Origin of the sequence: Rhodopseudomonas palustris, from assembly GCF_003591005.1 — a bacterium.
Lineage (GTDB): Bacteria > Pseudomonadota > Alphaproteobacteria > Rhizobiales > Xanthobacteraceae > Rhodopseudomonas > Rhodopseudomonas palustris_K.
Genome location: NZ_QYYD01000010.1, coordinates 117,657 through 136,535, shown reverse-complemented (window position 1 = coordinate 136,535; position 18,879 = coordinate 117,657). Strand labels below are relative to the sequence as shown.

The following is an 18,879-nucleotide window of genomic DNA, read 5'->3' as shown; positions in this document are numbered from 1 at the left end:
TCACATGTCTTCCGAAGAGTGGCTGAAGAGTTCGATCATGGCGGCGCGCGGCGTCGCCAAGGGCGCGGCCGGCAAGACGCATAGTCTGACCATCGAGCAGCAGGGACAGTTTCACTACGTCTACGGCCCCTATGCGAAGCCGACGCTGACGATCGATCCCGGCTCCGTCGTCGTGGTCGAGACCGAGGACGCGTTCGGCGGCGTCATCACCAGCGAGAGCGACAGCCCGACCGCGAAGCTGAACTTTCCCTATCTCAATCCGCAATGCGGCCCGATCGCCGTCAACGGCGCCAAGAAGGGCGATTGTCTGGCGATCTACATCCGCGACGTCGAGACCCGCGGCGAGCAGCCGGCGGGCACCACCTGCATCATGCCGGAGTTCGGCGGCCTCGTCGGCACCGCCGCGACCGCGCTGCTCAACCCGCCGCTGCCGGAACGCGTCAAAAAGCTGCATGTCGACCGCAGCGGCGTGAAGTGGAGCGACAAGATCACGCTGCCCTACGAGCCGTTCATCGGCACCATCGGCGTGTCGCCGGAAATCGAGGCAATCTCGTCGCTGCAGCCGGACTATCACGGCGGCAACATGGACCTGCCCGACGTCGCGCCCGGCGCGGTGATCTACTTCCCGGTGCACACCGACGGCGGCATGCTTTACGTCGGCGACTGCCACGCCACGCAGGGCGACGGGGAGTTGTCGGGCGTCGCGCTCGAGCAGCGCGCGACGGTGACGCTGCAGGTCGATCTGATCAAGAATTGGAGCTTCGCCTGGCCGCGGCTGGAGACCAAGGACTTCATCATGACGATCGGCAGCGCGCGTCCGCTCGAGGACGCGGCGCGTATCGCCTATCGGGAGCTGACGCGCTGGATGGCGGCCGATTACGGCTTCGACGAAATCGACGCCTACATGCTGCTCAGCCAGGCCGGCCGCATCCGCCTCGGCAATATGGTCGACCCCAAATACACGATGGGGGCGTCGATCCTGAAGAATTACCTGAAGACCTAACTCACCAACTTTCCGACAAGGGGACGATCAGACATGCACAAGAGACATCTGCTCCGCACGGCCTTGCTCGGCCTCGCGCTCGGCGCCGCCGCGCCGTTCGCCGCCCATGCGGCCGATCCGCCGCTCAAGGTCGGCCTGCTCGAAGACATCTCCGGCGACCTCGCCTTCATGGGCATGCCGAAGCTGCACGGTTCGCAGCTCGCCGTCGAGGAGATCAACAAGAGCGGCGGCATCATGGGCCGGCAGATCGAGCTGATCCATCTCGATCCGCAAGGCGACAACGCGCGCTATCAGGAGTTCGCGCGCCGCCTGCTCAACCGCGACAAGGTCGACGTGCTGATCGGCGGCATCACCTCGGCGTCGCGCGAAGCGGTGCGGCCGATCGTCGATCGCACCACGACGCCGTATTTCTACACCAACCAGTATGAGGGCGGCGTCTGCGACGCCAGCATGATCAGCATGGGCGCGGTGCCCGAGCAGCAGTTCTCGACGCTGATCCCCTGGATGGTCGAGAAGTTCGGCAAGAAGGTCTACGTCATCGCCGCGGACTACAATTTCGGCCAGATCTCGGCGGAGTGGAACCGCAAGCTGATGAAGGATCTCGGCGGCGAAGTGGTCGGCGAGGAGTTCATCCCGCTCGGCGTCTCGCAATTCGCCCAGAACATCCAGAACATCCAGAAGGCGAAGCCCGACTGGTTGCTGACCATCAATGTCGGCGCCGCGCAGGATTCGTTCTTCGAGCAGGCCGCCGCAGCCAATCTCAACCTGCCGATGGGCTCGTCGATCAAGGTGATGCTCGGCTTCGAGCACAAGCGCTTCAAGCCGCCGGCGCTCAACAACATGCACGCCACCGCCAACTGGTTCGAGGAGATCGACACGCCCGAAGCCAACGACTTCAAGAAGCGCTGGAAGGCCAAGTTCCCGGACGAGATGTACATCAACGACATGGGCTACAACGCCTACAACGCGCTCTACATGTACAAGACGCTGGTGGAGAAGGCGAAATCGACCAAGCTCGAGGATCTGCGCAAGGTGATCGCCACCGGCGATGCCTGCATCGATGCGCCGGAAGGCAAGGTCTGCATCGATCCGAAGAGCCAGCATACCTCGCACCGCATGCGGCTGATCTCGGTCGGGCCGCAGCACGAGGTCAAGGTCGAGAAGGACTACGGCACGATCCAGCCGTATTGGCTCGGCGAGATCGGCTGCGATCTCACCAAGAAGAACGACAAGGATCAGTACACGCCAAGCCATCTGCCGAAGAAGTCGTGAGCGCGATCTTCATGGCTCCTGCCACGCGCAGCGGCACTGAACTTGCAAGGCATTCGAGGTTGCTCGCGTGACGGATCACCAGCTTATCGGCGCCGCGTTGCGGCGGCGCCGATCCTCTCAACCAGGAGACCTCGATGTCGGCTGAAGTGTTCTCGGTCTTCTATCAGTTCGCCGACGTCTTCGCCTTTCTGATCCTCTCCGCCGCCGGCCTCGCCATCGTGTTCGGCATGATGGGTGTGATCAACATGGCCCACGGCGAGTTCATCATGTGTGGCGCTTACGTCACCGTCGGCCTCGTCAATCTCGGCGTGCCGCTGCCGATCGCGCAGATCGCCGCGGCGATCACGGCGGGTCTGATCGGCGTCGTGGTCGAGTATTTCATCGTCCGTCGCTTCTACAAGCGGCCGCTGGATTCGCTGCTCGCGACCTGGGGCCTCAGCCTGATCGTGACGCAATCGATGCTGCTGATCGTCGGCTCCTCGGTGCGCGGCATCGGCACGCCCGATGGCAATTTCGCGATCGGAGCCTACACGTTCTCGACCTATCGGCTGGTGCTGTTTGCCGCCGCCGTCGCGGTGTTGGCCGGGCTCTACGTGGTATTTATGAAGACGCGGTTCGGCGTGATCGCGCGGGCCACCATGCAGAACGCCGCGATGGCGCGAGCGCTTGGCGCGCGGACGGGGCGGATCTACGCGATCAGCTTCGGCATCGGCGCCGGACTCGCCGGGCTGTGCGGCGCGCTGTATGCGCCGACCATGACGCTAATTCCGACGATGGGCGCGACCTTCGTGGTCGAGAGTTTCGTCACCGTGGTGATCGGCGGCGCCAACGTGCTGCTCGGCACCGCGCCGGCGGCGCTGCTGCTGGCGGCGATCCGGATGACGCTGAACGCGAGCTACGGCCAGATCATCGGCCAGATCGGCATGCTGGTGGCGGTCATTTTGATCATCCGGGTGCTGCCGGAGGGGCTGTCCAGCGTGCTGGCGCGTCGCGGACGCTGAGCGGAGAGGGATGATGTTCAAACTGCTCGAAGGTCCGCAGACGCTGGGACGCGGTCCGAAGTTCTGGGGCTGTTTCGTCGCCGTGCTGGCGGGGGCGCTGATCTATCCGCTGTTCGCCGACTCCTACGACGTCGGCAACTTCTCGTACTTCCTGATCTGGATCTTCATGGCGCTCGGCCTGTGCCTGATGTGGGGCTATGGCGGCATGCTGTCGTTCGGCCAGACGCTGTTCTTCGGCATCGCCGGATACTCGTACGGCGTGCTGGCCATCAACATGGGCGGCGGCACCACGACGATCGCGGCGCTGCTGTTGTCGGTCGTGGTAGCGATGATCGCCGCCGGCATCCTCGGCTATTTCATGATCTGGGGCGGCATCAACGGCATCTTCTTCGGCATCGTCACGCTGTCGGCGACGCTGGTGCTGGCGTTCTTCCTCGGCCAGACCGCCGGGCCGGAATGGCGGATTGGCGACGCCCGCCTGAACGGCTTCAACGGCATGAAGGGGATGGACCCACTGGCGATCGGCGATCTCTACATTGAAGGTTCGGCGCTGTACTATTTGATGGTGGCGCTGATCGTGATCGTCTATCTGGCGCTGCGCATGCTGGTGAATTCCGGCATCGGCAACGTCATCGTCGCCACGCGCGAGAACCCGCAGCGCGCCGAGATGCTCGGCTACGACGTGCGCAAATATCAGCTCTTGACCTTCGTTGTCGGGAGCGGCCTCGCCGGGCTGTCGGGCGCGCTCTACACCTCGTGGGGCCAGTTCATCACGCCGTCGAGCATCGGCCTGCCGGCCGCCGCGATGCCGATCGTCTGGGTGGCGTTCTCCGGCCGCAGCGATCTCACCGCCACTCTGGTCGGTTCGTTCCTGCTGCTGTTCGGCTTCCAGACCATCACGGTCTACAGCCAGCAGGCCGCGCTGGTGCTGATGGGCGCGCTGCTGCTCGCCACCGTGATGGCTGCGCCGCAGGGCTTTGTGCTCGGCATCGGCAAGTTCGTGGCGGATCGGCTGACAGGGCGGGGCAAGCGCGCCGCGGCCGCAGAGTTGCAGCCCCGGCCTAAACTCAAGACGGACGAGGCCTGATCATGTCCCTCGTGGAAGTCAAAGGTGTCACCAAGCGGTTCGGCGGTCTCACCGCGGTGTCCGACGTCGATCTCACCGTGAAGGCCGGCGAGGTGCATTGCCTGATCGGCCCGAATGGCGCCGGCAAGAGCACGCTGTTCAAGCTGATCGTCGGGCTGTTTCCGCCGAGTGCCGGCAGCATCTTGTTCGATCAGGTCGACGTCACCGCCGAGCGGCCGTTCGCCCGCGTTCAGCGCGGCATGAGCATCAAGATGCAGGCGCCGAGCGTGTTCAAGGAACTACCGGTGCGGCAGAACATCCAGATCGCGCTGCAGGACCGCGTCTCCGGCGCCGAGCGCGCCGCCGAGGAGCAGCGGCTGCTCGAACTGCTCGGTCTCGCCGCCGATGCCGGCAAGATGGCCGGCGCGTTGTCGCACGGCCAGCAGCAATGGCTGGAGATCGGCATGGCGCTGGCGCTGCGGCCGCAACTCCTCTTGCTCGACGAGCCGACCGCCGGCATGTCGCCGGAAGAGACCTACAAGACCGGCGAGCTGATCAAGTCGTTCAACGCCGAGGGCATGACGGTGCTGGTGGTCGAGCACGACATGGCGTTCGTGCGGCAGATCGCGCAGCGCGTCACCGTGCTGCATCTCGGCAAGATCTTCGCGCGCGGCAGCCTCGACGAGATCCTCAACGACGAGCAGGTCGCCGAAATCTATCTCGGGAAAACCCATGCCCACTGACCGCGCGCCGGCCGATCGCATCCTCGACGTCAGCGGCCTGTGGGCTGGCTACGGCGCCACGCCGATCCTGCAGGGCGTCGACATGACGGTGTATCGCGGCGAGATCGTCGGCGTGATCGGCCGCAACGGCGTCGGCAAATCGACGCTGATGCGCTGCATCATCGGCCTGCTCGATTCCTGGCGCGGCACGATTACTTTTATGGATCGCGACGTCACGCCGCTGCAGGCCGATGCGCGGGCCCGCGCCGGTTTCGGCTACATCCCGCAAGGCCGCGACGTGTTCCCACAGATGACCGTCGAGGAGAACTTGCAGGTCGGCGAGCTGATCGGCGGCCCCAAGGGCAAGAAGCTGCCGGAGTTGGTCTATGAATACTTCCCGCGGCTGAAAGAGCGGCGCAAACAGGCGGCCGGCACGATGTCCGGCGGTGAGCAGCAGCAGCTCGCGATCGGGCGGGCGTTGATCGGCAACCCGGCGCTGATGATCCTGGACGAGCCGTCCGAAGGCATCCAGCCGTCGATCGTGCAGCACATCTGCGAGGCCCTGCAGTCGTTCCGCACCGAACTCGGCACCACCATCGTGTTCGTCGAGCAGAATCTCGACACCATCCTGGCGATCGCGCAGCGCTGCTACATCATGGAAAAAGGCCGCATCACCCATTCGCTGGTCGGCGACGAGGTCAACGAAGACAAGGTGCGGGCGCAGCTGCTGCTGTGAGCGGCGACCGTGCCGAGACGGTTCAAATGATCGCGCGTACGGCGCGCGCAAGTTGAGGGAGCGTAGAATGGATCTGGGATTGAAGGGCGCCAAGGTGCTGGTCACCGGCGGCACCAAGGGCATCGGCCGCGCGGTGGCCGAGACGTTTGCGGCCGAGGGCGCCGATGTCGGCATCTGCGCCCGCAATGCGGCCGAGGTCGATGCCACCATCACGGCTCTGAAAGCCGAGGGCGTCGCGGCGTTCGGCGGCGCGGTCGATGTGGCGAACGGCTCCGCGCTGAAGGCCTGGGTCGCCGACATGGCCGCCAAGCTCGGCGGCGTCGATGTCATCGTTGCCAACGTCAGCGCGCTGGCGATCGGGCAGGACGAGGAGAGCTGGGAAAAGGAATTCGCCACCGACATGATGGGCACGGTGCGGCTGGTCGATGCGGCGATGCCGTATCTGGAGAAGAGCAGCGCCGGCGCGATCGTCACCATTTCCAGCGTGTCGGGCCGCGAAGTCGATTTCGCCGCCGGGCCCTACGGCACCTTCAAGGCCGCCATCATCCACTACACCCAGGGCCTCGCCTACCAGCTCGCTGCCAAGAACATCCGCGCCAATTCGGTGTCGCCGGGCAACACCTATTTCGAAGGCGGCGTCTGGAATCAGATCAAGGACGGCAATCCGGAGCTGTACAAGGCGGCGCTCGCGCTCAACCCCACCGGCCGCATGGGCACGCCGCAGGAAATGGCCAATGCGGTCGTGTTCCTCGGCAGCAAGGCGGCGAGTTTCATCACCGGGACGAACCTGGTGGTGGACGGCGCGCTCACCAAGGGCGTGCAGTTCTAGCAACGCCATCGCTGCTATCGATTGACCGAAGGCCTCTCCCCGTCATTGCGAGCGTAGCGAAGCAATCCAGCGCACTGCACGGAGCTGGATTGCTTCGTCGCTTCGCTCCTCGCAATGACGGGTGGAGAGGCGGTCGGCCAGCCGTTAGTCCGATCTACTGATAACGCGTCGCGGCCTCGACTCGCGCCGCACGAGGAAACGCATCAACAACAAGGCGTCAACAATGACTGCGGATCTGCACTACAAATCGATCACCGAGCTGTCCGATCTCTATCGCCGCAAGCAGCTGAAGCCCTCGGAGGTGACGCAGGCGACGCTCGATCGTATCGGGCAGTTCGACAAGCGCTTCAACGCCTACATGACGGTGCTGGGCGATCGCGCGCTGCAGCAGGCCAGGCAGGCGGACGACGAGATTGCCAAGGGCATCGACCGCGGCCCGCTGCACGGCGTGCCGATCGGGCTGAAGGACCTTTGCTACACGACGTTCGCGCCGACCGGCGGCGGCACCATGATCCACGCCAAGTTCGTGCCGTCCTACAACGCGACGGTGGTCGACCGGCTCGAACTCGGCGGCGCGATCTCGATCGGCAAGCTGAAGATGACCGAGGGCGCCTACACCAGCCATCATCCGGACGACGCCGCGCCGCTCAATCCGTGGAGCGCCGATCACTGGGTCGGCTCGTCGTCGAGCGGTTCGGGCGTCGCGACCTCGGCGGGACTGTGTTACGGCGCGATCGGCAGCGACACCGGCGGTTCGATCCGGTTTCCGTCGGCCACCTGCGGGCTCACAGGCATCAAGCCGACCTGGGGCCGCGTCAGCCGCTACGGCGTGTTTCCGCTGGCGGATTCGCTCGACCATGTCGGCCCGATGTGCCGCAGCGCGGCGGATGCCGCGGCGATGCTCGGCGTCATTGCGGGCGCCGATGCCAACGACCCGACCGCGCTGCAGGCGCCGGTGCCGAACTATCTGGCGCAGCTCGGCGGCGGCGTGCGCGGTCTGCGCATCGGCGTCGACCGCAGCTACACCCAGGACGGCATCGATCCGCAGGTCGTCAAAGCCTTGCTGGAAGCCGAACGCGCGCTCGCATCGCTCGGCGCCAGCATTCGCGAGGTGAAGTTTCCCGCTTACGAGAAGCTGGTCAGCCAATGGATCCCGATGTGCTCGGTCGAAACTGCCGAGGCGCATCTGGCGACCTACCAGTCGCGCAAGCAGGAGTACGGCCCGGATCTCGCGCAGCTGATCGAGCAGGGTCACAGCATGACCGGCGTCGAGATCGCCGCGATCCATCACGAGCGGCTGAAATTCTCCGGCGCGCTCGCGGCGCTGTTCGAGGATATCGACCTCTTGCTGATACCCACCATGCCGGTGCCGATCCCGACATTGACCAAGATGGGTGAATACGGCGCCGATCCCAATGTGCTGCTCAACATCCTGCGCTTCACCGCGCCGTTCGACTTCAGCGGCAGCCCGACGATCACCATGCCGATGGGGATGTCGGATGACGCGATGCCGCTGAGTTTCCAACTGGTCGGGCCGCATCTGTCCGAACACGTGCTGGCGCGCGCCGGCCATGCGTATCAGTCGATCACAGACTGGCACACGCGGCGACCGCCGATCGGCTGATCAATGGATATCGCTGCCGCGCTCAATCCGGAGCGCGCGCGGCGATGCCCAGCGCCTTGATCCGCGACGCCAGCGTGGTCGGCTTGATGTCGAGCATCACGGCCGCGCCGTCCGGGCCGAATACCTTGCCGTTACAGGCGCGCAGCGCCGCGACGATGTTGGCGCGTTCGAGATCGCGCAGTTCGGCGGCGGTCATCACAACGGGACGCGGCTCGGCCTTTTGCTTGCTGCTCGATGGCGTATGGGCGCTGGAAGGCTCGGGCAGATCGAACCGCAACCGTCCATTCTGCGCCAAAATGGTGGCGCGTTCGATGACGTTCTGCAGTTCGCGGACGTTGCCGGGCCAGTCGTAGCGCATCAGCCGGCGAACGTCGCCCTGCGACAGCCGCAGCCCGGGCTTCTGGTCGCGCCGCTCGCCGTCGAGGAAGTGCTGCGCCAGCAGCGGAATGTCTTCGCGGCGTTCGCGCAACGGCACCGACTCGATCGGGAATACGTTGAGACGGAAGTACAGGTCCTCGCGAAACCGGCCGCGCTGCACCTCCTGCTTGAGATCGCGGTTGGTGGCGGCGATCAGTCGGACGTCGACCTTGCGGGTGCGCTCGTCGCCAACGCGTTCGAAGTGGCCCTCCTGCAGCACGCGTAGCAGCTTGCCCTGCAGCTCCAGCGGAATTTCCCCGACCTCGTCGAGAAACAGCGTGCCGCCGTCGGCGAGTTCGAAGCGGCCGATGCGGTCGCGCAGCGCGCCGGTGAAGGCGCCGCGGGTGTGGCCGAAAAATTCGCTCTCGAACAGTTCGCGCGGGATCGCGGCGCAATTGACGCGGATCAGCGGCCGGCCGCTGCGCGTACTCGCCTCATGGATGGCGCGGGCGATCAGCTCCTTGCCGGTGCCGGATTCGCCGGTGATCAGCACGGCGGCGGCGGTCGGCGCCACCAGCTTGACCTGCCGCAGCGTGGTCTGGATCGCCTCGCTTTGGCCGATGATGCCGCGCGGATTGGTCTCGATCCGAATCTCTTCCTGCAAGTAATCGTTTTCGAGCTGCAGCCGTTCGCGCAGCCGGTCGACCTCGGCGAGTGCCGCGTGCAGCTTCTCGTCGGCTTCGCGGCGCTGGCTGACGTCGCGAAACACCACGACCGCGCCGGCGACGTCGCCTCCGCGGTCGCGGATCGGCGTCGAGGTGTACTCGACCCAGACCGGCTTGCCGTCCTTGCGCCAGAATACTTCGCCGTCGACGGTGTGCACCGCGCCGTCGCGAAACGCCGCGTAGATCGGGCAGTCGTGGTCCGGATACGGCCGGCCGTCGTGATGAGAGTGGTGCATCACCGCGTGGATCGAGCGGCCGACCAACTCTTCGGCCGACCAGCCGAGCATTCGCTCTGCCGCCGGGTTGACGAAGGTGGCCTTGCCCTCGGCGTTGACGCCGTAGATGCCTTCGCCGGCGGCGGTCAGGATCAGCTGGTTCTCACGCTCGATATCCTGAAACATTCGCTCGACGCGCTGCCAGGCCGGCAGGCCGTCGTGGATGTAATCGTCGGCGGCGGCGTCGACATGGCGGCGATGGCGCTGCTCGAGGTCGCTCATCGTCAGCAGGACCAGCGTGCGGCCGTGATGGTCCAGGCGTCGGCCGGCATATTCGACCCGCAGCGCCGCCCCCGAGGCGTGCAGCGGCGTCAGGGCGTGCGACCAATACGCGCCGCGATCCAGCACCGCCTGGGTGAACACGATCAGCGCCGGGAATTGCTTCGCTTCGTGCAGCGCGCTGATCCGCACCGCCAGGAGGTCTGCGCGGTCGTAGCCGAGCAGGGCGCAAGCCGCGGCATTGGCATCGACAATGCGATCGGCCGCCGGATCGAGCAGCAGCGCGGCGTCCGGCAGGCTGCCGAACGCGGCCGCGCGCAAGTCGGCGTCGCCACTGAGGTCTGCTGCATCAATCGCGGCGAGGTCCATCAGCGCTCCGAGATTCCGTAATCGTCCTACGAGATTTCGTATATTACGAAATCTCGTACCCGGCAATTGCCGCCTAGGTTCGCAAAAGCCTGGGTTTGAGCGCTGGCACACTCCTTGCGTTTGCGAAGCGGAATGATCGGCGAGTGCGCGCGCCGATTTCCCGCCGCATCACCGCAGGAGGATCCATGTCCACATTCGACAATCCGTTCGATCCCAATCGCCGCCTCAGCGCCGGCGGCTGTAGCTGCGGCAAACATGCGACCGAGGCCGACCATGCCGCCGACGCGGCGGCGCTGGCGCAGCAGCCGATGTTGGAGAGCGAGGACAAGCGGTTCGAAGGCGTCGTCGCTTCCGCGGTGATGCGCGCGATGTTTCCGCAGGACGCCTCGCGCCGCGCCTTCCTGAAGGCGGTCGGGGCGGGCACCGCGCTGGCGGCGATTTCGCAGTTCTTCCCGCTGGCGACCGCGACCGACCTGTTTGCGCAGGGCGGCCCGCTGGAGAAGAAGGACCTCAAGGTCGGCTTCATCCCGATCACCTGCGCGACGCCGATCATCATGGGCGCGCCGATGGGCTTCTACGCCAAGCACGGCCTCAACGTCGAAGTCGTGAAGACCGCCGGCTGGGCGGTCGTGCGCGACAAGACGATGAACAAGGAATACGACGCCGCTCACATGCTGGCGCCGATGCCGATCGCGATCACGCTCGGGCTCGGCGCCAGCGCCGTGCCGTTCACCGTGCCGGCGATCGAGAACATCAACGGTCAGGGCATCACGCTCGCCACCAAGCACAAGGACAAGCGCGATCCGAAGCTGTGGAAGGGCATGAAACTCGCGGTGCCGTTCGACTATTCAATGCACAATTATCTGCTGCGCTATTACTTGGCCGAGCACGGCCTCGATCCGGATCAGGACGTCCAGATCCGCTCGGTGCCGCCGCCCGAGATGGTCGCCAATCTGCGCGCCGACAATATCGACGGCTTCCTGGCGCCCGACAACATCTGCCAGCGCGCCATCTATGACGGCGTCGGCTTCATGCACATCCTGTCCAAGGAAATCTGGGACGGGCATCCGTGCTGCAGCTTCGCTGCGAGCCGCGAGTTCATCACCACGGCGCCGAATTCGTTCGCGGCGCTGACCCGCGCCATCGTCGATGCCACCGCCTATGCGTCGAAGGCCGAGAATCGCAAATCGATCGCCGAGGCGATCGCGCCGGCCAACTATCTCAACGCGCCGGTCACGGTGGTCGAGCAGGTGCTGACCGGCATCTATGCGGACGGCCTCGGCGAGATCAAGAATGATCCGAAGCGGGTCGATTTCGATCCGTTCCCGTGGCAGTCGTTCGCGGTGTGGATCATGACACAGATGAAGCGCTGGGGTCAGATCAAGGGTGACGTCGACTACAAGGCGGTCGCCGAGCAGGTCTATCTCGCCACCGACACCGCCAAGGTGATGAAGGAGATGGGGCTCACGCCGCCGGCCACGGCGTACAAGTCGTTCACCGTGATGGGCAAGAGCTTCGATCCGGAGAAGCCGGACGATTACTTGGCCAGCGTCAAGATCAAGAAGGCGTCCTGAGCAATGGCCAAGTCTCTCACGCTGCGCGCCGCGCTGGTGTCGATCTTGCTGTTTCTCAGCTTTATCGGCGCCTGGCATCTGGCGACGCGCAGCACCGGCTCCACGGCGGCGATGAATCCCGAATACGCCAAGCTGATGGGACTCACCGCCACGCAGGGCAAATCGGCGATGCCTGGCCCGCTCGATGTCGGGGCCAAGCTGTGGGAGCACCTGCGCCAACCGTTTTACGACAACGGTCCCAATGACAAGGGGCTCGGCATTCAGCTCGGCTATTCGATCGCGCGGGTGATGGCTGGTTACTTGCTGGCCGTCGTGGTGGCGATCCCGCTCGGCTTCCTGATCGGCATGTCGCCGCTGATGAGCAAGGCGCTCGATCCGTTCATCCAGGTGCTGAAGCCGATCTCGCCGCTCGCCTGGATGCCGCTGGCGCTCTACACCATCAAGGACTCCGGGCTGTCGGCGATCTTCGTGATTTTCATCTGTTCGATCTGGCCGATGCTGCTCAACACCGTGTTCGGCGTCGCCTCGGTGCGCAAGGAATGGGTCAACGTCGCCCGCACGCTCGAAGTTGGCACCGTGCGCCGCGCCTTCACGGTGATCCTGCCGGCCGCAGCGCCAACGATCCTCACCGGCATGCGTATTTCGATCGGCATCGCGTGGCTCGTCATCGTCGCAGCCGAGATGCTCGTCGGCGGCACCGGCATCGGTTACTTCGTATGGAACGAGTGGAACAAGTTATCGATCGTGAATGTGATTATCGCGATCCTGTCGATCGGGGTGGTCGGGATGGTGCTCGACCAGATCCTGGCGCGGTTCACTCGGCTCGTGACGTTTCCGGAGTGAGCGCGATGATCGACAAATTCATTTCGATCGAGGGCATTGCCAAGCGCTATCCGGCTGCGGGCGGGGGGCAGACGACGGTCTTCGAGGATTTGTGGCTGTCGTTGCCGCGCGGTGAGTTCGGTTGCGTGATCGGTCACTCGGGCTGCGGCAAGACGACTGTGCTCAACATTCTCGCGGGCCTTGATCAGCCGAGCGAGGGGGCGGTGATTGTCGACGGACAGGCGATCGAGGGCACCAGCCTCGACCGCGCGGTGATCTTCCAGAGCCACGCGCTGCTGCCGTGGCGCACCGTGATGGGCAACGTCGCTTACGCGGTGAGTTCGAAATGGCGCAAGTGGGACAAGGCCAAGGTCCGCGCCCACGCCCAGCAGTTCATCGATCTCGTCGGTCTGACCGGCTCCGAGCACAAGCGGCCGTCGGAGCTGTCGGGCGGCATGAAACAGCGCGTCGGCATCGCACGCGCGCTGAGTATCACGCCGAAAATCATGCTGATGGACGAGCCGTTCTCGGCGCTCGATGCGCTGACCCGAGGCTCGCTGCAGGATGAGGTCCGCCGGATCTGTCTGGAGACCGGGCAGACCACCTTCATGATCACCCACGACGTCGACGAGGCGATGTACCTCGCCGATAAAATCTATCTCATGACCAACGGCCCCGGCGCCGTGGTGGCCGAGATCGTCGAGAACCCGTTGCCGAAGGATCGCGCCCGCATCGATCTGCACCGCCACCCTTATTACTACGCGCTGCGCAACCACATCATCGATTTCCTGGTGACACGCAGCAAGACCTTCGCGGCCGAGAACCCGCAGCACGATCCGCGCAACGTGCCGCTGGTGCGGCCCGGTCTCGCCGAGCCGGCGCTGGTGCCGCAGCCAAGCGGCGTCGCCGTTCCGGGCGCGGCGCAGCTCCGCGTCCGCTGAATCCATCCCCCTCGACCATCGCTTTCTGCCAAGGAGACCCGACCATGAAGCGTGCGCAACTCACCGAAAAGCGGCTCGACCTCAAGCGCGAGAACGGTTGGAGCTGGAAACACATCTGCGAAAAGATCGGCGGCCATTCCGAGGTGCTGGTGGTCGGCGCGATCCTCGGCAACATGAAGCTGACCAAGCCGCAGGCCGCCGCCGCCGGCGAATTGTTCGGCCTCTCCAAAGTTGAGATCGCCATGCTCAACGAGGTCCCGATGCGCGGCGAAAACGTCACGATGCCGCCGACCGATCCCTTGATCTATCGCTTCTACGAACTGGTGATGATCAACGGCCCGGCCTGGAAGGCGCTGATCGAGGAAGAGTTCGGCGACGGCATCATGTCGGCGATCGACTTCGACATGGTGATGGACCGCCTGCCGAACCCGAAGGGCGACCGCGTCAAGATCACGATGTCGGGCAAGTTCCTGCCGTTCAAATACTACGGCGCGACTGGTAATAACCAGGAGTACGGCTTCAAGGAGGAGTGAGCGGGGCGCTGCGTCCCTCTACAAATTGCTGACTCCGTCATGCCCGGGCTTGTCCCGGGCATCCACGCCTTTGAGGCCTTGATGCGCAGCAAGGCGTGGATGGCCGGGACAAGCCCGGCCATGACGCGTCGAGGGGCAATCTTCCTTCCGCGAGTGCCGTGCGCGCTGCTCGGTCCCTCGTGCCCAGCCCAACTCCAACCCTGCAAAAATCACATGCGGATGCGCGGCTGAGCGCACGTCTCATCGGCGGGCCAGCATGTATGGTTGGCGTAGCGCGTGAGCCGCCCGGCTCGCCGATAATCAAGCGTGCGTCTCGGCCGAATAGGCTGGGCCGCGCTGATCGCAGCCGCACGGCTGCGAGGGAGTGAACCGCAAGCATCGCGCAGACGGTGCCGAGCGGACCAGGAGGAGACATGACCTATTTGCAGCGGATGCTCGCCGGCGTCGCCGTGTTGCTTGCGGCCGGCAGCGGCGCGGCGCAGGCCGCCGGCAGCTACGACCCCGGCGCCACCGACAGCACCATCAAGCTCGGCCAGACCATGCCGTATTCCGGGCCGGCCTCGGCCTATTCGGCGATCGGCCGCGCCGAGGCCGCTTACTTCAAGATGCTCAACGACAAAGGCGGCATCAATGGCCGCAAGGTCGAGCTGCTCAGCCTCGATGACGCCTATTCGCCGTCCAAGACGGTCGAGCAGGTGCGCCGGCTCGCCGAGAGCGACGAGGTGCTGGCGATGTTCTCGATCCTCGGCACCGCGCCGAACATCGCGGTGCAGAAATATCTCAACATCAAGAAGATCCCGCAACTGTTCCCGTCGAGCGGCGCCAGCCGCTGGAACGATCCCAAGCATTTTCCGTGGACCACCGGCTCGCAGCCGACCTACAAGACCGAAGGCAAGATCTACGCGAAGTGGATCCTCGCCACCAAGCCGGACGCCAAGATCGCGGTGATCACGCCCAACGAGGATGCCGGCCGCGATTATCTTGCGGGCTTCAAGGAAGGGCTCGGCGAGCACGTCGATCAGATCGTGTCGGAGGCGGTGTACGAGAGCACGGACCCGACGATCGACTCGCAGATCGTCAAGTTCAAGGCCGCCGGCGCCGACGTGTTGTTCAACGAATGCACGCCGAAATTCGCCGCGCAGGCGATCAAGAAGGCGGCCGAGCTCGGCTGGAAGCCGCAGATCATCCTGCCCGCGGTGTCGAATTCGGTCGGCTCGGTGCTGAAGCCGGCCGGCCTCGACAATGCGGTCGGCATCGTCACCGGCGCTTTCCTCAAGGACCCCGGCGATCCGCGCTGGGCCAACGACCCCGGCGTGCAGCAATGGCGCGACTGGATGAAGACCTACAATGCCGGCGCCGATCCGGCCGACATCTTCAACGCCACCGGCTACACCATGGCACAGATGATGGAACTGGTGCTGCAGCGCGCCGGCGACGATCTCACCCGCGCCAATCTGATCAAGCAGGCTGAGTCCCTGAACGCCATCGAGCTGCCGCTGCTGCTGCCCGGTATCAAGCTGGAAATGTCGGCCGATCAGCGCACGCCGATCCGGCAACTGCAAATGGCGCGCTTCAACGGCACCTCGTGGGAGCTGTTCGGCGACGTGCTGAACGAGTAGTCGCACGGTGCGCGAAGAGCAGCGGGCGCGTGCTCGCTGCTGCCCCGCCGACTGGTGTCGCGCACGCGCCGCCGATGATTGTCCTGCAACCTCATCGTGAGTCCATGACCGAACCGACCGGGCCGCTTGCCGGCATCCGTATTCTCGACCTCACCAGCGTGTTGTTCGGCCCCTATGCGGCGGCGATCCTGGGCGACTGGGGCGCCGACGTGATCAAGGTGGAGTCGCTGGCCGGTGACATGTGGCGCTACACCGGCGCGTTCCGCAATCGCGGCATGAGCGGGCAGTTCATGGCGGTGAACCGCAACAAGCGCAGCCTGGCGCTCGACCTCAAGCATCCGGACGGCAAGGCGACGCTGCAGCGGCTGATCCCGACCGCCGACGTGCTACTGACCAATGTGCGCCCCGCCGCGATGGCGCGGCTCGGCTTCGGCTACGACGACTGCCGCGCGCTCAATCCCAAGCTGATCTACGCTGCCGCCACCGGCTTCGGCCAGGAAGGGCCGTGGGCCAAGCGGCCGGCCTTCGACGAGATCATCCAGGCGGCCTCCGGCCTCGCTTCGTCGATCGGCTCGGATGAAGAGCCGCAATTCGTGCCGAGCCTGGTCGGCGACAAGATCTGCGGCCAGGCGCTGGCCGGCGCGGTGTCGGCGGCTTTGTTCGCCCGCGAGCGCAGCGGCAAGGGCCAGCTGGTCGAAGTGCCGATGCTGGAGACGGTCGCTGGCTTCAACAGCATCGAGATGCTGGGCGGCTACGCGTTCGATCCGCCGATCGGCCCGTCGGGCTACAAGCGGATGAAGGAGCGCAAGCCGGTGCGCACCAAGGACGGCTGGATCACCATGCTGCCGTACTCCGGCGACAATTGGTGCGCGTTCTTCGAGGCGGTCGGCCGGCCCGAGCTCACCGACGAATTGCAAGTACGCGATCCGGTAGCGCGTGCCGAGAATATCGACCGCATCTACGCGGCGATGAACGAGATCGCGGCGAGCCGCACCACGGCGCAGTGGCAGGAGTTGCTGCTCCGTCTCGACGTCCCGCACACCGCCTTCGCCCGCATCGACGAAATCACCGAGCAGGAGCACCTCAAGGCGGTCGATTTCTTCGTCGACATCGATCACCCGACCGAAGGCAAAATCCGCCAAGCCCGCCCCGCCACCAAATTCTCCGAAGCCCCGCCCAACCTGCACCGCGTGCCGCCGAGACTCGGCGAGCACTCGCGCGACGTGTTAATGGAGGCGGGCTTCAGCGATGCGGAGGTCGAGACGCTCGTCGCAACCGGGGCAGTCGCACAGATGTGAGAGTTCATCCCTAGCCCGCCGGGCCAGCACAGCGCGCTCCCTCTCCCGCTTGCGGGAGAGGGCTGGGGTGAGGGCGACGCGGGCGGCCGGGCGCGATGATCACCGCAGCCAGTTGGTCTTCGCCAGGTCGATCAGTTCGTCGCCGCGGCCGCTCATGACTGCCTGCAGCGCCCACAGGCCGAAGCCTTTGACCTGCGATCGCTCGATTGTCGGCGGCAGCGCCAGTTCCTGGCTAGCGACGACGACGTCGAGCAGCGCCGGGCCAGGATGGGCCAGCACGTCGCGGATCGCGGCTTCCAGCTCGCCGGGATCCTCGACGCGGATGGCGTGCACGCCGGCGCCGCGCGCCATCGCGGCGAAGTCGGGATTGACGAGGTCGGTGCCGGTTTCGAGGAAGCCGGCGCCCTTCATCTCCAGCGCCACGAAGCCGAGCGAGCCGTTGTTGTAGACCACCACCTTCACCGGCAGCTTCTGCTGATTGAGGGTGAGGAAGTCGCCCATCAGCATGGCGAAGCCGCCGTCGCCCGACAGGCTGATCACCTGCCGCTCTGGGAACGCGGATTGCGCGCCGATCGCCTGCGGCAGCGCGTTGGCCATCGAGCCGTGCGACAGCGAGCCGAGCAGGCGGCGCTTGCCGTTGACCTTGAGATAGCGCGCCGCCCACACCGTCGGGGTGCCGACGTCGAAGCTGAATACCGCATCGTCGGCCGCGTGTTCGCTGAGCAGCTTGGTGAGATATTGCGGATGGATCGGTTTGCCGGGCGTGCCGGTGGCGAGATCGTCGAGCCCCTCGCGGGCCGATTTGTAGTTGGCGAGGCTCTTGGTCAGGAAGGCGTCGTCGCTCTTCTTCTCGAGCCGCGGCAGCAGTGCCGCGATGGTGGCGCGGACGTCGCCGACGATCGCCAGATCGAGCTTGGTGCGGTGGCCGAGATTCTGCGCCCGCAGATCGACCTGCGCGATCTTAGCCTCGGTCGGATAGAACTGCCGATACGGAAAGTCGGTACCGAGCATCAGCAGCGTGTCGCATTCCTTCATCGCCCGGTAGCCGGACGAGAAGCCGAGCATGCCGGTGAGGCCGACATCGAACGGATTGTCGTATTCGACGTGCTCCTTGCCGCCGAGCGCATGGACGATCGGCGCCTTGAGCGCGCCGGCGAGCTGCAGCAGTTCGGCATGCGCGCCCTGGCATCCGCGCCCGCAGAACAGCGTGACGCGCTTGCCGGCATTGAGCAGCGCGGCGAGCGCTTCGATATCCGCCGCAGCTGGAGTCGTGACGGGCGCTCGGATCGCCAGTGCGGCGGGCGCCGAGAACGGCGCCTCGAAATCCTGCAGCGCGACGTCGCCCGGGATCACGATCACCGAGACGCTGCGCCGGCCGATCGCGCTGCGGATCGCGGCTTCGAGCACGCCGGGGAGTTGCGAGGGATGCGACACCAGCTCACAGAAATCACTGCAGCCGCGGAAAAGCTCTTCCGGCTTGGTCTCCTGGAAGTAATTGCGGCCGATCTCTGCCGAGGGAATCTGCGCGGCGATCGCCAGCACCGGCACGCGGGTGCGGTGGCAGTCATACAGGCCGTTGATCAGATGCAGATTGCCGGGACCGCACGAGCCGGCGCAGACCGCGAGCTCACCGGTCAGTGCCGCCTCGGCGCCGGCCGCGAAGGCCGCGACTTCCTCATGGCGGACATGCACCCAATCGATCGGCTGATGCCGCAGCGAGTCGGTCAGCCCGTTGAGGCTGTCGCCGACGACGCCGTAGATGCGGCGCACGCCGGTCGCGTGCAGGATATCAGTGATCAGGTCGGCGACCTTGCGGGCCATGCAGCGTTCCTTGGTAAGTCTTCATCCGCTCGGGGCGGCAAGATGTGCGATGCGGCAAGGCGTCGCGAGTTAT

16 protein-coding genes are annotated in these 18,879 nt (G+C 65.4%); 14 read left to right on the top strand and 2 right to left on the bottom strand.

All coding sequences use genetic code 11. From position 1 onward, the window contains the following. Positions 1-4 precede the first annotated feature (4 nt). From D4Q52_RS11685 to D4Q52_RS11650, 8 genes are all read left to right on the top strand, one after another. Entirely contained in the window at positions 5-1,003 is a 999-nt protein-coding gene (locus tag D4Q52_RS11685) for an acetamidase/formamidase family protein (RefSeq protein ID WP_119856725.1), read from the top strand. Positions 1,004-1,036: 33 nt separating this feature from the next. Beyond that, entirely contained in the window at positions 1,037-2,275 is a 1,239-nt protein-coding gene (locus tag D4Q52_RS11680) for an urea ABC transporter substrate-binding protein (RefSeq protein WP_234831152.1), read from the top strand. 134 nt (positions 2,276-2,409) lie between these two features. Continuing rightward, positions 2,410-3,276 (top strand): ABC transporter permease subunit, encoded by an 867-nt coding sequence (locus D4Q52_RS11675; protein ID WP_119856724.1) that lies wholly within the window; start codon positions 2,410-2,412, stop codon positions 3,274-3,276. Between the two features lie 13 nt (positions 3,277-3,289). After that, on the top strand, positions 3,290-4,363 hold the full coding sequence (locus tag D4Q52_RS11670) for a branched-chain amino acid ABC transporter permease (RefSeq protein WP_119856796.1): 1,074 nt from the start codon (positions 3,290-3,292) through the stop codon (positions 4,361-4,363). 2 nt (positions 4,364-4,365) lie between these two features. Beyond that, entirely contained in the window at positions 4,366-5,085 is a 720-nt protein-coding gene (locus D4Q52_RS11665) for an ABC transporter ATP-binding protein (protein WP_119856723.1), read from the top strand. Next, positions 5,075-5,800, top strand: coding sequence for an ABC transporter ATP-binding protein (locus D4Q52_RS11660; RefSeq protein ID WP_119856722.1), 726 nt, complete (start codon positions 5,075-5,077; stop codon positions 5,798-5,800). The genes D4Q52_RS11665 and D4Q52_RS11660 overlap by 11 nt, the downstream gene beginning before the upstream one ends. A 67-nt stretch (positions 5,801-5,867) precedes the next feature. Continuing rightward, positions 5,868-6,629: an SDR family NAD(P)-dependent oxidoreductase gene (locus D4Q52_RS11655; protein ID WP_119856721.1), complete on the top strand. Its 762-nt coding sequence runs from the start codon at positions 5,868-5,870 to the stop codon at positions 6,627-6,629. Between the two features lie 223 nt (positions 6,630-6,852). Next, the gene (locus tag D4Q52_RS11650) at positions 6,853-8,253 is read left to right on the top strand and encodes an amidase (RefSeq protein WP_119856720.1); all 1,401 of its coding nucleotides are present in this window, start codon (positions 6,853-6,855) and stop codon (positions 8,251-8,253) included. Positions 8,254-8,275: 22 nt separating this feature from the next. Here D4Q52_RS11650 and D4Q52_RS11645 read toward each other — a convergent pair whose 3' ends face one another. Continuing rightward, positions 8,276-10,198 carry a sigma 54-interacting transcriptional regulator gene (locus D4Q52_RS11645; protein WP_119856719.1) on the bottom strand — a complete coding sequence of 641 codons (1,923 nt, stop codon included), beginning with the start codon at positions 10,196-10,198 and terminating at the stop codon, positions 8,276-8,278. Positions 10,199-10,383: 185 nt separating this feature from the next. On the opposite strand from D4Q52_RS11645, the gene D4Q52_RS11640 reads away from it, so the two are divergent. From D4Q52_RS11640 to D4Q52_RS11615, 6 genes are all read left to right on the top strand, one after another. After that, positions 10,384-11,772, top strand: coding sequence for a CmpA/NrtA family ABC transporter substrate-binding protein (locus tag D4Q52_RS11640; RefSeq protein ID WP_119856718.1), 1,389 nt, complete (start codon positions 10,384-10,386; stop codon positions 11,770-11,772). A gap of 3 nt (positions 11,773-11,775) precedes the next feature. After that, a complete protein-coding gene (ntrB, locus tag D4Q52_RS11635; RefSeq protein WP_119856717.1) occupies positions 11,776-12,615 on the top strand; it encodes a nitrate ABC transporter permease in 840 nt (279 codons plus the stop codon). 5 nt (positions 12,616-12,620) lie between these two features. Further along, entirely contained in the window at positions 12,621-13,535 is a 915-nt protein-coding gene (locus D4Q52_RS11630; protein ID WP_119856795.1) for an ABC transporter ATP-binding protein, read from the top strand. Between the two features lie 44 nt (positions 13,536-13,579). Then, a complete protein-coding gene (gene cynS / locus D4Q52_RS11625) occupies positions 13,580-14,068 on the top strand; it encodes a cyanase (RefSeq protein ID WP_119856716.1) in 489 nt (162 codons plus the stop codon). 413 nt (positions 14,069-14,481) lie between these two features. Next, positions 14,482-15,687 (top strand): ABC transporter substrate-binding protein, encoded by a 1,206-nt coding sequence (locus D4Q52_RS11620; RefSeq protein WP_119856715.1) that lies wholly within the window; start codon positions 14,482-14,484, stop codon positions 15,685-15,687. A 104-nt stretch (positions 15,688-15,791) separates the two neighbouring features. Beyond that, positions 15,792-16,985, top strand: a complete 1,194-nt coding sequence (locus tag D4Q52_RS11615; protein WP_119856714.1) for a CaiB/BaiF CoA transferase family protein — start codon at positions 15,792-15,794, stop codon at positions 16,983-16,985. Positions 16,986-17,084: 99 nt separating this feature from the next. Here D4Q52_RS11615 and poxB read toward each other — a convergent pair whose 3' ends face one another. Then, positions 17,085-18,806, bottom strand: coding sequence for a ubiquinone-dependent pyruvate dehydrogenase (gene poxB, locus D4Q52_RS11610; RefSeq protein WP_119856713.1), 1,722 nt, complete (start codon positions 18,804-18,806; stop codon positions 17,085-17,087). Positions 18,807-18,879 lie beyond the last annotated feature (73 nt).

What these genes read in the sequence shown, in the direction of transcription:
- D4Q52_RS11660 (WP_119856722.1), top strand. Translation starts at nt 5,075, where the DNA reads ATGCCCACTGACCGCGCGCCGGCCGATCGCATCCTCGACGTCAGCGGC.
- ntrB (WP_119856717.1), top strand. Translation starts at nt 11,776, where the DNA reads ATGGCCAAGTCTCTCACGCTGCGCGCCGCGCTGGTGTCGATCTTGCTG.
- D4Q52_RS11650 (WP_119856720.1), top strand. Translation starts at nt 6,853, where the DNA reads ATGACTGCGGATCTGCACTACAAATCGATCACCGAGCTGTCCGATCTC.
- D4Q52_RS11665 (WP_119856723.1), top strand. Translation starts at nt 4,366, where the DNA reads ATGTCCCTCGTGGAAGTCAAAGGTGTCACCAAGCGGTTCGGCGGTCTC.
- D4Q52_RS11620 (WP_119856715.1), top strand. Translation starts at nt 14,482, where the DNA reads ATGACCTATTTGCAGCGGATGCTCGCCGGCGTCGCCGTGTTGCTTGCG.
- D4Q52_RS11640 (WP_119856718.1), top strand. Translation starts at nt 10,384, where the DNA reads ATGTCCACATTCGACAATCCGTTCGATCCCAATCGCCGCCTCAGCGCC.
- D4Q52_RS11685 (WP_119856725.1), top strand. Translation starts at nt 5, where the DNA reads ATGTCTTCCGAAGAGTGGCTGAAGAGTTCGATCATGGCGGCGCGCGGC.
- D4Q52_RS11645 (WP_119856719.1), bottom strand. Translation starts at nt 10,198, where the DNA reads ATGGACCTCGCCGCGATTGATGCAGCAGACCTCAGTGGCGACGCCGAC.
- poxB (WP_119856713.1), bottom strand. Translation starts at nt 18,806, where the DNA reads ATGGCCCGCAAGGTCGCCGACCTGATCACTGATATCCTGCACGCGACC.
- D4Q52_RS11655 (WP_119856721.1), top strand. Translation starts at nt 5,868, where the DNA reads ATGGATCTGGGATTGAAGGGCGCCAAGGTGCTGGTCACCGGCGGCACC.
- D4Q52_RS11680 (WP_234831152.1), top strand. Translation starts at nt 1,037, where the DNA reads ATGCACAAGAGACATCTGCTCCGCACGGCCTTGCTCGGCCTCGCGCTC.
- D4Q52_RS11630 (WP_119856795.1), top strand. Translation starts at nt 12,621, where the DNA reads ATGATCGACAAATTCATTTCGATCGAGGGCATTGCCAAGCGCTATCCG.
- D4Q52_RS11615 (WP_119856714.1), top strand. Translation starts at nt 15,792, where the DNA reads ATGACCGAACCGACCGGGCCGCTTGCCGGCATCCGTATTCTCGACCTC.
- cynS (WP_119856716.1), top strand. Translation starts at nt 13,580, where the DNA reads ATGAAGCGTGCGCAACTCACCGAAAAGCGGCTCGACCTCAAGCGCGAG.
- D4Q52_RS11670 (WP_119856796.1), top strand. Translation starts at nt 3,290, where the DNA reads ATGTTCAAACTGCTCGAAGGTCCGCAGACGCTGGGACGCGGTCCGAAG.
- D4Q52_RS11675 (WP_119856724.1), top strand. Translation starts at nt 2,410, where the DNA reads ATGTCGGCTGAAGTGTTCTCGGTCTTCTATCAGTTCGCCGACGTCTTC.